General features: G+C 63.3%; 15 protein-coding genes. 6 read left to right on the forward strand and 9 right to left on the reverse strand.

The annotated features are described in order from the left end of the window. Positions 1 to 46: 46 nt before the first annotated feature. Complete coding sequence (locus tag BLR24_RS04490) at positions 47 to 1,009, reverse strand: cyclase family protein (RefSeq protein ID WP_093013338.1); 963 nt, start codon at positions 1,007 to 1,009, stop codon at positions 47 to 49. A gap of 332 nt (positions 1,010 to 1,341) precedes the next feature. On the opposite strand from BLR24_RS04490, the gene BLR24_RS04495 reads away from it, so the two are divergent. Then, on the forward strand, positions 1,342 to 2,508 hold the full coding sequence (locus BLR24_RS04495; RefSeq protein WP_093013341.1) for a LacI family DNA-binding transcriptional regulator: 1,167 nt from the start codon (positions 1,342 to 1,344) through the stop codon (positions 2,506 to 2,508). A gap of 51 nt (positions 2,509 to 2,559) precedes the next feature. Here the strand turns inward: BLR24_RS04495 and BLR24_RS04500 are convergent, their stop codons facing one another. Then, positions 2,560 to 3,444 carry a LysR family transcriptional regulator gene (locus BLR24_RS04500; RefSeq protein ID WP_093013344.1) on the reverse strand — a complete coding sequence of 295 codons (885 nt, stop codon included), beginning with the start codon at positions 3,442 to 3,444 and terminating at the stop codon, positions 2,560 to 2,562. A 110-nt stretch (positions 3,445 to 3,554) separates the two neighbouring features. Here BLR24_RS04500 and BLR24_RS04505 point away from each other — a divergent pair, with 110 nt between their 5' ends. Continuing rightward, positions 3,555 to 4,445 (forward strand): MBL fold metallo-hydrolase, encoded by an 891-nt coding sequence (locus BLR24_RS04505; RefSeq protein ID WP_093013347.1) that lies wholly within the window; start codon positions 3,555 to 3,557, stop codon positions 4,443 to 4,445. Beyond that, positions 4,442 to 4,843: a nuclear transport factor 2 family protein gene (locus BLR24_RS04510; protein ID WP_254787163.1), complete on the forward strand. Its 402-nt coding sequence runs from the start codon at positions 4,442 to 4,444 to the stop codon at positions 4,841 to 4,843. Before BLR24_RS04505 ends, BLR24_RS04510 begins: the two co-directional genes overlap by 4 nt. Before the next feature lie 18 nt (positions 4,844 to 4,861). Here the strand turns inward: BLR24_RS04510 and BLR24_RS04515 are convergent, their stop codons facing one another. Further along, the gene (locus BLR24_RS04515) at positions 4,862 to 5,857 is read right to left on the reverse strand and encodes a Bug family tripartite tricarboxylate transporter substrate binding protein (protein ID WP_093013350.1); all 996 of its coding nucleotides are present in this window, start codon (positions 5,855 to 5,857) and stop codon (positions 4,862 to 4,864) included. A 22-nt stretch (positions 5,858 to 5,879) separates the two neighbouring features. Next, the gene (locus tag BLR24_RS04520; RefSeq protein WP_093013352.1) at positions 5,880 to 6,845 is read right to left on the reverse strand and encodes a 3-hydroxyacyl-CoA dehydrogenase; all 966 of its coding nucleotides are present in this window, start codon (positions 6,843 to 6,845) and stop codon (positions 5,880 to 5,882) included. Positions 6,846 to 7,041: 196 nt separating this feature from the next. Between BLR24_RS04520 and BLR24_RS04525 the strand changes: the two genes are divergently transcribed. The 3 genes from BLR24_RS04525 to BLR24_RS04535 all read left to right on the forward strand — a co-directional run bounded on the left by BLR24_RS04525 (position 7,042) and on the right by BLR24_RS04535 (position 8,616). After that, a complete protein-coding gene (locus tag BLR24_RS04525; RefSeq protein ID WP_093013355.1) occupies positions 7,042 to 7,335 on the forward strand; it encodes a type II toxin-antitoxin system Phd/YefM family antitoxin in 294 nt (97 codons plus the stop codon). Beyond that, complete coding sequence (locus tag BLR24_RS04530) at positions 7,335 to 7,727, forward strand: type II toxin-antitoxin system RelE/ParE family toxin (protein ID WP_254787164.1); 393 nt, start codon at positions 7,335 to 7,337, stop codon at positions 7,725 to 7,727. The genes BLR24_RS04525 and BLR24_RS04530 overlap by 1 nt, the downstream gene beginning before the upstream one ends. Positions 7,728 to 7,833: 106 nt before the next feature. After that, positions 7,834 to 8,616, forward strand: coding sequence for a GntR family transcriptional regulator (locus tag BLR24_RS04535; protein ID WP_093013358.1), 783 nt, complete (start codon positions 7,834 to 7,836; stop codon positions 8,614 to 8,616). A gap of 58 nt (positions 8,617 to 8,674) precedes the next feature. Here the strand turns inward: BLR24_RS04535 and BLR24_RS04540 are convergent, their stop codons facing one another. From BLR24_RS04540 to BLR24_RS04560, 5 genes are all read right to left on the reverse strand, one after another. Next, complete coding sequence (locus tag BLR24_RS04540; RefSeq protein ID WP_093013361.1) at positions 8,675 to 9,319, reverse strand: NADPH-dependent F420 reductase; 645 nt, start codon at positions 9,317 to 9,319, stop codon at positions 8,675 to 8,677. A 130-nt stretch (positions 9,320 to 9,449) separates the two neighbouring features. Continuing rightward, entirely contained in the window at positions 9,450 to 9,896 is a 447-nt protein-coding gene (locus tag BLR24_RS04545) for an Rrf2 family transcriptional regulator (RefSeq protein ID WP_093013364.1), read from the reverse strand. Positions 9,897 to 10,014: 118 nt separating this feature from the next. Next, positions 10,015 to 10,617 (reverse strand): 2-hydroxychromene-2-carboxylate isomerase, encoded by a 603-nt coding sequence (locus BLR24_RS04550; protein WP_093013367.1) that lies wholly within the window; start codon positions 10,615 to 10,617, stop codon positions 10,015 to 10,017. A 2-nt stretch (positions 10,618 to 10,619) separates the two neighbouring features. Then, entirely contained in the window at positions 10,620 to 11,963 is a 1,344-nt protein-coding gene (locus BLR24_RS04555) for an MFS transporter (RefSeq protein ID WP_093013370.1), read from the reverse strand. A gap of 126 nt (positions 11,964 to 12,089) precedes the next feature. Further along, positions 12,090 to 12,968, reverse strand: a complete 879-nt coding sequence (locus tag BLR24_RS04560; RefSeq protein WP_093013373.1) for a LysR family transcriptional regulator — start codon at positions 12,966 to 12,968, stop codon at positions 12,090 to 12,092. Between the last annotated feature and the right edge of the window lie 117 nt (positions 12,969 to 13,085).

Below are 13,085 nucleotides of genomic sequence, written 5' to 3' on the forward strand. Positions count from 1 at the left end.
GCAAAATGGGATCGGCCGGTCTGATCGACAGATGCCCCGGGAAAAACTATTTGAGGACGATGGGATTCACCGGCGCACCTGAGCCGCCGACGATCTTCAAAGGGGCAGCTGCGTAGAGAAAAGTCCACTGGCCGTCTTCGGCGCAGTCCTCTGCCAGAGGATCGAGTTGCGCAATTTCCGTCAGTGCAACGCCGAGATTTCTCATCAGTGCGTTGTGCAATGGAAGCTCGACACCGGAGATCGGATCGACGGTCACCTCGTTGGCCATCGTGTCGGTGACGAGATTGGGGATCTCCATGTCCTGGAACCACTGGACCAGCTCGGGGCTGTAGGTAAGGCCGGGTTCCTTGAAGTCCTTGTAGAACTCGGCGTGCTCGCGCTTGTAGAAAGACCCGACCCAACCGGTGCGGATAATCAGGATGTCCCGCTTCTCGATCACCACGCCCTGCTTTTGCGCGGCCTCGAGCAAATCGATATGCGAGAAGGTTTCACCGGGGCCGAGAACTTCTTTTCCGCGATGGCGCGCCATGTCGATCAGAATGCCGCGGCCTACAACGCCTCTTTCGCCGATGGGCAGCACGCTCGCCTTGGCCAAGCCGCCAATGGTGGTATCCGCGTCGTAGCCATTCCATATCTGATCGTCGTACCAGACGTGCCCCAGCGCGTCGTACTGCGTGGAGCCTTGCAGGTACATGAACATCACGTCGTCGGCATATTCGTACTGGCCGGGAAACCGCGGACCCTTGCCGCACAGGTAATGGCCCCGGTCCATGACATTCATCCGCTTTGCGGATTGCCGGCCGGGCCATACCGGGTCGCCGCCAGGGTCACCCATCCGAACTTGCAGCGTGAAACTCTTGCCTTGCTTCACTGTTGCAATGCCGCGCAAGATTTCTGCTGATGTCAGGTAGTTGAGCGAGCCGACCTCGTCGTCCTTGCCCCATTTGCCCCAATTTTTTGGAGAGCCTTCCAAAAGCTCTCGCACATGAGGCACGTTCTTCGCTTCCATATGGCTCCTTGATCAAGGTTCTCGTTAAAAAAGCGCAGCTCTTGCGCACTGCCTGCACTGATGCCCGCCGTCGGCGACCGCAGACCTCTCAGAGACTCCGCTGGGCCAGCGGCTCCAAATATGTTGCTTTTTGAAGCGCTTCATTTTTTGGAGCCACTTGTTCTCGTTGCAACGTGTATGCGGACATTTGCGATTTGGAAGCGCTTCATTTTGCACGGCAAGCTGAAGCGCATGCATGGTGTTTTCCCGAATGCGCAAGAACTCCAGTTGCGCCTTTGCTCGGGCGACAAGGCTGGCTTGCGTGTTCTTGGGGGCGCTAAGTTTCTCGTATCATGAAGCGCTTCATCTGCTCTTCGTCCCTGTCGATCTGGCGGCTTGGCGGGTCCGGTTCGGCAGATACACCATCGCCTTCCAAGATTCCATCCATGCCTCAATCGCCAACTGGCAGACCCACTCTCGAGGACGTTGCACGACTGGCCGACGTCTCATTGGGAAGTGCATCCCGCGCCCTGTCGGATCCAGGCCTCGTCAAACCAAAGACGCTCAAGCGTGTCACGCAGGCTGTGGAGCAACTGGGCTACGTGCGCAACGGTGCGGCTCGGGCGCTCGCATCGCGCCGAACATTTTCGGTAGGCGCGGTTTATCCGACATTGCACAACCCGGCGTTCGCAGACTCCATCCACGCCCTTCAGCAAACGCTATGGGGTTTTGGCTACCAGCTGGTCGTGGCGAGCCACGAATACGTCGAGGAGCGGGAATACGAAGTGGTGCGCTCCATCGTCGAGCGGGGCGTGGATGGCCTCATCCTGGTGGGTGTCGAGCATGATCAACAGGTGTTCGACCTTGTGCGTCATCGCAAGCTTCCTTTGGTCCTGACATGGTCGCTTGAGCAGCCGCCCTACGGCCACACAGTCGGCTTCTCCAACCGTCAGGCGGCCTACGACCTCACACGTGCAGTTCTCGCCAAGGGACACAAGGACATTGCTGTCGTCTGTGGCTCCCGCAAGCACAACGAGCGCGCACGCCAGAGGGTGAGCGGCACCGCCGACGCCATGGCCGACCATGGCCTGACACTGCGCGAGGATTGGATCGTCGAGCAGCCGTTGTCCGTGGAGGGTGGCAAGCTCGCCATGCGCCACATCCTGGCCATGGCCCAGCGTCCGACGGCGGTCATGTGCAACACCGATACGTTGGCCATCGGCGCGCTGCACGAGTGCCGCATGCATGGCATCGTCGTACCTGACGAAATGTCCATCACGGGCTATGACGACATCGAGCTCGCCAGCCTTACGATTCCACCCCTCGCTACCGTGCATATTCCAACAGCGCAGATGGGAACTCTTTCTGCACGGCGACTGGTCGGGCTGATCGAGGACCGGGACCTCGGCGAAACCCCCGCGTTGAGCCACGAAGTCATCATCCGTGAAAGTCTTGGCCAGGCGCCGTCCACACGCCGCCGCAAAAAGGCTCCAGACGTGCACGATCGAGGGGCGCGTTGATTGCTCTGGGTCTTCGGCAGAAAGACATCCAGTTCAGGCCACCGCGCTCGCTCACATGGAAGAAAAACGCTCCGCGAGGAAATCGATCAGCAGCTTGAGCGGCCTCGGCTGATGCTGGCGTGACAGGATGACGGCATGGATGCCGAGCACTTCGGGCTCGTGGTCCGGCAGCAGGCGCACCAGCGCGCCGCGTGCGAGTTCGTCCGCGACGAAGTAGGTGGGCAGCATCGCAATGCCGGCGTCCGCCAGCGCGCCCGCGCGCAGCACCGACGTCTCGTTGCTCGACAGGCTGCCTCTCACCGCAATGCTGACCGAGCGGCCTCCCTTGCGCAGCCGATACTCGGCACGACTTCCGAAGGCATGCGTGATGCATTCGTGCGCCGAAAGGTCCTCGGGCCGCTTGGGCACGCCGCGCCGCTCCAGGTAAGCGGGCGATGCGCACAACACCGAGCGGCAGGTGCCGATCTGGCGCGCCACCACGCCGTCGTCCAGCCGATTGGAAATGCGGATGGCCAGGTCGATGCGTTCATCGACCAGGTCGATCGTGCGGTCAACGGTGAGCAGTTCGACCTCGATGCGCGGATAGAGGCTTTGGAACTCCACGATCGCGCGCGTGAGATTCGAGACCGCGAACGACAAGCTGGTGGTGAGCCGCAGCTTGCCCGCGGGCTCCGTTCGCCGTGCGCCGGTGACGGCCTGCACGTCCGAGGCCAGCTCGAGCATCTGGCGCAACCGGGGCAGCGCCTCCTGTCCCGCATCGCTCAGGCTCACGCGGCGGGTGGTGCGATGCAAGAGCCGCGCGCCGAGCCACTGCTCCAGGCCTTCGAGATGGCGGCTGACCATGGCGCGCGAAAGGTCGAGCACTTCGGCTGCGCGGGTGAGGCTGCCCTGGTCGGCGATCTCGATGAAGGTGCGGATGGCGCTGAGGTGGTCCATGGATTGAATCGATCCAGTTGACAATCAATTGAGTGAACCGAAGTTTATCTTCGATAACCGAATCAATACGATGAGCCCATCTGCAACCCTCAGCTTCGATGGAGTCCCTCATGAAAACGATCAAGTTCTTTTCCCTTGCCCTGCTGCCGGCCGCCATGACGCTCGGCGTCGTCGCCACCGATGCCTCGGCGCAGTCGGCGCCGCCGCTGACCCTCGAGGTCTACAACGCCGATGCCAACAGCTTCCATGTCAACTCGGTGCTGGTCGCCGGGCAGACCGACGCCGTGCTGCTGGACACGGGCTTCACGCGCGCCGATGCGCTGCGCATCGCAGCCATGGTGCTCGACAGCAAGAAGACGCTCAAGACCATCTTCATCACCCAGGCCGATCCTGATTACTACTTCGGCATCGAGGTGCTCAAGCAGTATTTCCCCGACGCCAAGGTGGTGACCACCGCGCCCACGCTGAAGAAGATCCAGGCCACGCTGGCCACCAAGCTGCAGGTGTGGGGCCCACGCATGGGCGCCAATGCGCCCAAGAGCGTCCCGCTGCCTGAGGTGCTGACGGGCAGCACGATCTCGCTCGAAGGCCAGTCGATCGAGGTGCGCGGGCTCGACGACAACCAGCCGCATCGCAGCTACGTGTGGATTCCGTCGCTCAAGACCATTGCCGGCGGCGTGAACGTGTACGCCGGCCTGCACCTCTGGACGGCCGATGCGCAAACGCCGCAGGAGCGCGCCGACTGGGCCACCAAGCTCGGTGCGATGGCCGCCCTGCAGCCGACCCGGGTCATCCCGGGCCACAGCGCCGTGGGCGCCAAGCAGGACGCATCGCAGATCGCCTGGAGCCAGGCCTACCTGACGCGCTACGAGCAGGAGCTGCCGAAGGCAGCCGACAGCGCTGCGCTCATCGGCGCGATGAAGCAGGCCTACCCGGACGCGGGCCTTGGCGTAGCGCTGGACATCGGTGCCAAGGTCAACAAGGGAGAAATGAAGTGGTGAGTGCGCGCAGCCACCTGGACATCGTGCGGGACCACTACGCGGCTTCGGCCCGCGGCGATCTCGCGGCCATGATGGCCGAGGTGTCGCCGCAGGTGCGCTGGACCGAAATGGCCGGCTTTCCGTGCGCCGGCACCTGGGTCGGTCCGCAGGCCGTCATCGACAACGTCTTTGCGGTGCTGGGCCGCGACTGGGACGGTTATCGCTTCGAGCTGGAACGACTGGTGGATGCGGGCGACAGCATCGTCGGCGTGGGCACCTACCACGGCACGTTCCGCGCAACCGGCAAGCCGATGCAGGCGCGCGTGGCGCATGTCTGGCAACTGCAGGGCGGGAAGGTGGTCGCTTTCGAGCAGTTCACCGACACGCTGCTCGTGCACAGGGCCATGACGCCGGCGTGAGCCCCGGCGCGCGGCGCCCTACTCCGCGCGCACGCCGTTTCGACGCGCGACCTCGCCCCAGAGCTTGTAGTTGGAGGCGGTCAGCTCGGCCAGCCGCTCGGCGCTGCCGCCTCCCACCGCGTCTCCATTCTTGGTGATCTGCCCGCTGATCGCAGGGTCGGACAGTGCAGCGTTCATTGCCGCATTCGCCTTCTTGACGATTTCGGCGGGCAGGTTGGGCGGACCCCACAGCCCCACGAACACCGTCACCACGAAATCCTTGACGCCGAGCTCGGTGGCGGTGGGAACGTCCGGCAGTGCCGGAAGCCGCGCGCTTCCGGTCACGAGAATCGGACGCAGCTTGCCGCTCGCGATGAAAGGGATCAGCAAGGACGCCGCATCCATCATGCATGGGACCTGGTTGCCCACCACATCCTGGATGGCTGGGGCGCTGCCCTTGTACGGGACGTGGCTCATTTTCGGTAGCCCGGTTCGCTCACGGAAATACTCCATCGCCAGGTGCGTGTTGCCACCGTTGCCCGACGATGCGTAGCTGAAGTCCTTCGTGCTTTCCGCCTTCACCCAGGTGATGAACTGGGCAAGCGTCTTGGCCGGAGACGCAGGGTTGACGCACAGGACCATCTGCGATTCGAGGATCAGCCCGATGGGGGTGAACTGGGTCGGCAGCGGCGAAGGTGTCGAGTAGGTATGCGGATTGATGGTGAAGCTTGTGTTCGCCACCAACAGCTTGAAGGGATCGGCCGCTCGCAGCACCTCGGACGCGGCGATGTTGCCCGATGCGCCGGGCTTGTTGTCGACCAGGACCGGCTGGCCCAGTGCTGCGGCCATTCCCCTGCTGACGAACCGAGCGCCCGCGTCCGTGAGCCCGCCGGGCGGATAGCCGACGAGGAGGGAAACCGGCTTGGTCGGCCATTGCGTGCCTTGAGCCAGTGCGGCCGGCCCGAAGGCCGACACGGCCGAACCCGCGGCCGCCAGTTTGAGGAATTTCCGCCTCGAGGAGGTTTGTTGCGTCATATCTTCTTTCCTTCTTTTTGATTCAGGAAGCGGCGGCCTGCCGCTTGTGTGCCGCGAGCGCCATCAGCCGACGGTCTCGCCAGGCGGAGCGCGCACCGATCTCGGCGACGTCGAGCTGCTTGCGGCGCTCGCCGTCGACGCGCCCCACGGTCTCGTCCGCCCAGCTGAAGGGCTGGACGCCGGCCATGGCTGCGCGGTTCTGCGGCCCGTAGCGCATTGCGTAGTCCTTCACGCCGGCGGGCGCATTGAGGTCGATGGTCTCGAACGGACCCATGAACGACCAGCGCAAAGCCAGGCCATCCTTGAGCACCTTGTCGATGTCCTCGGAGCTCGCGAGCCCCTGCTCGAACAGCGTGAAGCATTCGTTGAGCACGGCTGCCTGCACGCGGTTGAGCAGAAAGCCGTTGATCTCGCGAGACAGCGTCACCGGCGTCTGCCCCGCGGCGGCGTAGATCGCATGGGCCCGTGCCATGACCTTGGGGTCGGTCCAGGGCGCGGGGCAAAGCTCGACAAGCGGCACCAGGTACGGCGGATTGGTCGGGTGGCCGACGAGACAGCGCGCGCGGCCCGGCAACTGCTCGGTGAAGGTGGACGCCGGCAGCCACGACGTGGAGCTCGCCAGCACCGCGTCGGCCGGCGCGAGCGCATCAAGCTGCGCAAAGATGGCCGTCTTGGCCTCCACCGTTTCGCGGATGTTTTCCTGGACGATGACGACATCCTTCAGCGCTGCGGCCAGGTCGGGCTCGCAGCGAATGCGTGCGAGCACCACGGCCGGCTGGTCGTCGAGAAGACCGAAGCCGTCGAGCTCTTGCAGGCGTTCGTCGATGTAGGCCAGGCTGGCTTCCATGGTGCCCACGTCTGCGTCGTGCAATCGGACGGGATGCCCTGCCCTTGCGAAGACAATGGCCCAGGCGCGGCCGATGAGGCCGGCGCCGACGATGGCAACCGGCTGATTCGATGGGTTCGGGATGGCTTCTGACGCGCTCATGAACGGGCTCCAGTGGCAGGAAAAGGCAGGACTCATGTGATCATATTGTCTGTGATCACAGATCTACTATCGGGATTGCCCTAGGATCCCGCGCCTCTGGAAGAGGCTTCACGGAATTTCATTCGTCGTCGGTTCGCCTTTGAAAGGCATACAATGTACGAAATTAAGAGCAAAATACCGTGCTCTGGAGAACCTCATGTCCATCACAGTCCGCGACATCGTCCCGTTTTCGAGCGCACGCACGCACCTGTCCGAATTGGTTGAGCAGGTGCAGAACGGCGCAGAGAAGATCATCACGAAGAACGGCGAGCCTGCCGTGGCATTGATCGACGCCAAGCGGCTTGACCACTATCACCGGCTGGAGCGCGCGAGCATTCATCTTCTGCTGCTCGGTGAAATCGAAAAGGGGCTGGCAGATGTGGAGGCAGGTCGGTCGACCAGTGCACGCGAAGGGCTGGCTGCATTGAAGGCTCGCCGGATCACTCGCTGATGATCGCGAGCGACGAAAAAGAGCCACTGGCCGAGATCCGTTACACAGCGAACTTCGCAGCCAATCTGGAAGGCATTGCAGCTTTCTGGGACGAGAGCGGATTTGCCAAGGGCTATGACCGATTGCTTGAGGAACTCACCGACGTGGTACTCACACATCTGGAGCGGCATCCGCGGATGGGTCGGCCGTTCATGAACCGTCAGCCTGAATCGATAGAAGCGCAAATGGCGCTCGCGCGGCTGGATGAGCAGTCTGCAGAGATTCGTGAGTACGTGATGGACGACTACTTGGTGTTGTATTCCGTGCATGAGAGTCGGCCACACCCCCATCTGGTCGTTCAACTATTGGCAATCAAACATCACAAGCAGTTGTCGTTCTGGTTTCAGCCATAGCGCCGGGGCCTCAGCTGCAAAACTCACGCCAAAAGCAATCGCAGCGACGGTGGGGCTCGCCTTGTGCTAAAAGATCACAATGGTTGCCTCACTCACAAGCCACAGCATGGACCTGTCCAAACTCGTCACCCCCCTGACCCGCCAAACGCTAAGCGGCGACGTTTACAAGCAGCTGAGCGATCTGCTGATGAGCGGGCGCGTGATGCCGGGGGAACAGCTGTCGCTTCGCACCATCGCGGAGGGACTGGGCGTGAGCGTCATGCCCGTTCGCGAAGCTGTTCACCGCCTGTTGTCGGAAAAGGCCCTCGTGCTGCTGCCCAACCGGGTGTTGCGCGTGCCGCAGATGACGGTCAGCCAGTTTCGCGAGATCACCGATATCCGCCTTAACCTGGAAGGCTTGGCGGTCGAGCGTGCGGCCACGCTCCTCGACGAGCGCGGCTTGCAGGAAATCGAGAGCGCGCATGAACGCTTTTCTCGTGAGATCGCAGCGAAGAAGCCGAGCGAATCGAATCTGATCGCACTCAACAAGGAACTGCACTTCGCAATCTACCGTCAAGCGGGCATGCCCATGCTGCTGGAGATGATCGAGTCCCTCTGGTTGCGCATCGGGCCGATACTCAACTACGATTTTCGTTCGGGCTCGACGCGCGTGAAGGAACACGTGTCGGCCACCCATCACGAGAGAATCGTCAACGCCCTCAAGAAAAGGGATGCCGCAGCAGCCAGCAAGGCACTGGCGGGCGACCTGCAAGGCGCCGCGGACTTCATCGTTTCGGCCGGCGTGCTGCTGGCCGATGCCGTGGACACGGCTCCGTCCGATCGCCGCGCTCCCCCGCGCGCAGCAGCGGAGAAGAACCAGACGCGGAAGCGCCCACAGGCGACGGTCTAACCAGCCTTGACCATCGCCCCCCGCCGTACCAGCAGGGGTGGCACAGAAGAGCCGAACATCAGATCTTCACGAAGTTGGTTGCTGCCAGCGGACCGAACGGCAGCGACGCCAGCGGCCCACCGACGTCGAGCGCCCCAAGATCGACGGCGAAGTAGCCGAGTGCTTCGATGAGCTTTCGCACTTCGGCTTTAGCTTGCGCGTCGTCGCCGGAGAAGAACTGCACGCGCGTACCGCCGGAAAGCTCGGGCTGGGTCAGCGCCTCGACGCCAAGGTGGTTGAAGGCTTTGACGACCCGCGCGCCGGGCACGAGGTCGCGGAACACGGCACTCGAATACTTCCCGCCGAGATCGATCGCCTTGATGCCATAAGCGGCGAGCGGATTGCTCGGATCCTTCGCGTCGAGCGAATTGGGATCGAGAAACTCCACAGGGTTGGTGGCGTCGATGACGATCCGGCCGTTCCACGCCGGCATGCTGCCCAGTACCTTGCCGAGGTCGGTCCAGCGCACCGCCACGACGACGATGTCGGCGCTCGCGGCCTCTTCGACTGTGCCCGCTTTGAGGGAAGGCCCCGCTTCCTCGACCAGCGCCGCCAGCGACGCCGGCCCCCGACTGTTCGAGATGGTCGCGGCGATACCCTTGCCTGCAAGAGCGCGTGCCACGCTGGCACCCAGCGCGCCCGAACCGATGATGCCGATACTCATAAATAACTCCTGTTGTGGATACATGGACATAGGGCTTTCAAACTCGCGATCCGCCGGCACCCCAAAAAAACCGGCAGAAGGTATTTATGTCGACGACACACCGACATTTAAGACAAAAATTGAGCAGGAATCACCAGGTCAGCGGTATCGTGAATTTTCCGAGACGCGCGACCTCACCGGCGATGTCCGCAATGGTGCTCCTGGAGAGCTCTTTTTCGAGCGCATTGCGGGCGCGCGTCAACACTGGTTCAATCGCTTCCAGGATGTTGCCACCCACGGCGCAAGTCTCGCACGGCGGTGTCCTGTGCAGCGAGAACAGCTCTGTGTCCTCGACCGCCCGATAGACATCGACGAGGCGAATGTGCTCCGGGCGCTTGGCCAGCAAAGCACCGCCGCCTGCACCGAGCTGCGAGCGCGTGAGGCCGGCTTCTCCAAGGCGCGAGAGCAGTCCGCGGATCACGACGGCGCCGGTATTGGCGGAATAGGCGATGTCCTCGGAACGCATCGGCTTGCCGTCGCCGACAGCCAAGGCGGTCAGAACATGGACAGCGACGGCGAAGCGGGTACTGGTCGGCATGATTGATAAATCAGTGTGTTGGCGACATTATTACACACTTTCATTCACGTGCCGCAACTTCTTAGTGAGCGAGGGAGAAACGAAGTGGTGAGTGCGCGCCACCTCACACCGCCCGGGATCAGCCCTCGCTCTGCAACGATTCGTCCAGGAAGTCCAACCGGTCCTGCCCCCAGAAGAGCTCGCCTTCGAGCACGTAAGAGGGCGAGCCGAAGACACCGGCCGCGACGGCGGCATCGGTGTTTCGCACATAGGCCGTTTGCACGGCGGACGTCTCGGCCAAGCGCAGCAGCGTGTCGGCGTCGAGGTTCTGCGAAAGGAGGATCGCCCGCAGCGTCGATGCGTCCGAAATGTCCTGTTCGTCGCACCACTCGGCCGCCAGGATGGCCTTGTAGAGCGCAGCCACCCGCACGCCCATCGAGTCGGCCGCAATGACCACGCGCGACGCGAGACCGGCATCCGGGCACATGTACCGGGGTGTAGCGTTGACATGGATGCCGAGGCGCTTGCACCAGCGCTTCAGTTCTGCAACGCGATAGGCCTGCCGCTCGGGCGCGCGCTTCGGCAGGATCACGCCGCCGGTGCGCGCGTATACGGCGGGAAGATCGACCGGCAGGTAGCGGATCGAAGCGCCCCGCCGCGCCGCCAGCTGCTCGAGCCGATCCGCACCCAGGTAGGCCCAGTCCGAGTTCATCCAGAAGTAATAGTCGATCGTGCGCGGCATCTTCAGGGCGCCTTTGCCACGAGCGGCGTTGCAACGAGCACCTTGAAGCGTGCGTCACCGTGCATCTTCCACGCGCTGAAGCAGGCCAGCGCACCGAGCCCGCTCAAATACCAGATCACGTACTGCGGATTTCCATTGCCCTTGCCCAGCAGCCAGGTGGCGACGATCGGCGCGAGGCCACCGCCGATGGCGCCGGAGACCTGCACCGCCAGCGAGATGCCGGTATAGCGGACTTCCGCAGGAAACTGGCTCGAGAAGAGGCTGCCTTCCGGTCCGTAGAGCGAGGCATACACCAGGCCCACGGCAAGCAGCAGCGCGGCATTGATCCAGAAGACCTCGCGTGTGTGAAGGAACGAGAAGAACAGCGGTGCGCACGCGAGGATGCCCACTGTGCCCAGCATGAACACCCATTTCTGGCCGATCTTGTCGCCCAGCCATCCGAAGAAAGGCATCGTGAGCAACGCGGCGGTGGCACCCCAGATGATCGCATCGAGCATGGTGCTGCGCGGGATGCCGAGAGTCCCGGTGGAATAGGCAAGCGCGAATGTCACCGTGGTGTAGAACCAGGTGACTTCGGCCAGGCGGGCGCCCACGACGATCAGCGTTTCGCGCGGGTACTTCTTCAGCACCTCGACCACCGGCACCCGCACCTTCTTGCCCACCTGCTCCATGCCCTTGAAGTCCGGCGACTCGGCAACCTTCATGCGGATGAACCAACCCACGAGCAGCAGCACGACGCTGGCCAGGAACGGAATGCGCCAGCCCCAGGACAGCATGTCCACTTCCGGCAGCTTGGCGACCGCTCCCATCGCCAGCGAAGACAGGATGAGGCCGGGTGCCACGCCGACTTGCGGCAGGCTTCCGAAGAATCCCTTCTTGCCTTCGGGCGCGTGTTCGACCGCCATCAGCACCGCACCGCCCCACTCGCCGCCCACCGCCACGCCCTGCAGGAAGCGCATGCACACCAGCAGCCCTGCGCCCCAGTAGCCAATCTGCTCGTACGACGGAATCAGGCCGATCAGGATCGTGGGCACGCCCATGAGCATCAGCGTGATGAGCAGCATCGACTTGCGCCCGACCTTGTCGCCGAAGTGCCCGAAGACGATTCCGCCAAGCGGCCGCGCGAAGAAGCCGACGGAATAGGTGGCAAAGGCCGCCATGGTGCCGACGATTGGATCGAAGGCCGGAAAGAAGATCTTGTTGAAGATCAACGCGGCGGCCGTCCCGTAGAGAAAGAAGTCGTACCACTCGATGGTGGTCCCCATCATGCTTGCGAGGCCGGCCGTCACATAGCGGCGCCTGGCACCGGTTTTCTCGCTTGCACCGCTGTTGGTGTGTGTGTTCATGGGGTCACCCGGTAGTGTTGCGGCTGCGTGGGCAGCGTGCTCAAGCCCGCTGCCGTGCAAAGTATCGCGATGCGGGTCTTCGCGAGCCATGCAGCAGACTGCATAGCACCTATGCGGCCGCGGGCCTCAGGCAGAGGCGGCGATGGCGATGGCGGCGTCGACCAGGTGCTCGACGATCGGCGGCAGCACGCGTCCGGCCTTGACGATGACGACGACCCGCCGGCGCAGCGCGGGCCGGGTGATGGCGACCTTGCGTAGGCGGTGGTCAACCAGCAGCTTGTCGGGAATCCGGCACGGCAGGATGCAGCACCCGACGCCGGACGACACGATCTCGAGCATGGCGTCGACCGTCTCGGCCTCGGCCACGATCTGGGGAACCAGCCCGCTGCTGTGCACCATCCGCCGCAGCATGTAGTGGGAAGGAAATGCGACCAGCTTCGGCAGATGCACGGTCAGGTCGATCTGATCGCCGATGCCGCTGGCCTCCGGCACGAGCAGGCACATGTCGTCATCGAACAGCGGCCGGGAGACCACGCCGGTCGACGCAACCGCCGCGTCGTAGACGAAGCCGACGTCCGCCCTGCCGCTTTCCACGAACTCCACCACCTCGGGAGAGCTCCGAGCCAGCAGCGAGAGGTTGACGCTTTCGTGCTGGCTGACGAAGCGCGCAACAACCTCGCCCATGAAGTAGTAGCTCAGCGTGTGAATCACCGCAAGCCGCACCGTGCCCTGCGTGACGCCATCGTGCACTCGCAATGTAGCCAGCGCTGTGTCGATGCTGCGGAATGCGCCTTCGGTCTGCTCCTTGAGCTGGCGACCCGCCTCGGTCAGCTCGACGCCTCTTCCGGTTCGCGTGAACAGCGGCTTGCCCACGTGGGCTTCGAGGGCCGCGAGCTGCCGGCTCAGACCCGACTGCGTCTGGTCCAGATCTTCAGCGGCCCGCGAAAGCGACCTGAGCTGTGCGATCTGCAGAAAATAGCGAAGCTGGCGGTCGAAGGTTTCCATGTGACCTTTGGGTCTGGAACGGAAGCGCCCTCTGATGAGACAGTCGAGCGCGCGCGCAGCATCCTACGACGCAAGGATCGGGCCCGCCCAGCGACGCGCTACGGTAGCGTCCGGCAA

The sequence above is a fragment of the Variovorax sp. OV700 genome (assembly GCF_900099805.1).
Classification (GTDB): domain Bacteria; phylum Pseudomonadota; class Gammaproteobacteria; order Burkholderiales; family Burkholderiaceae_C; genus Variovorax.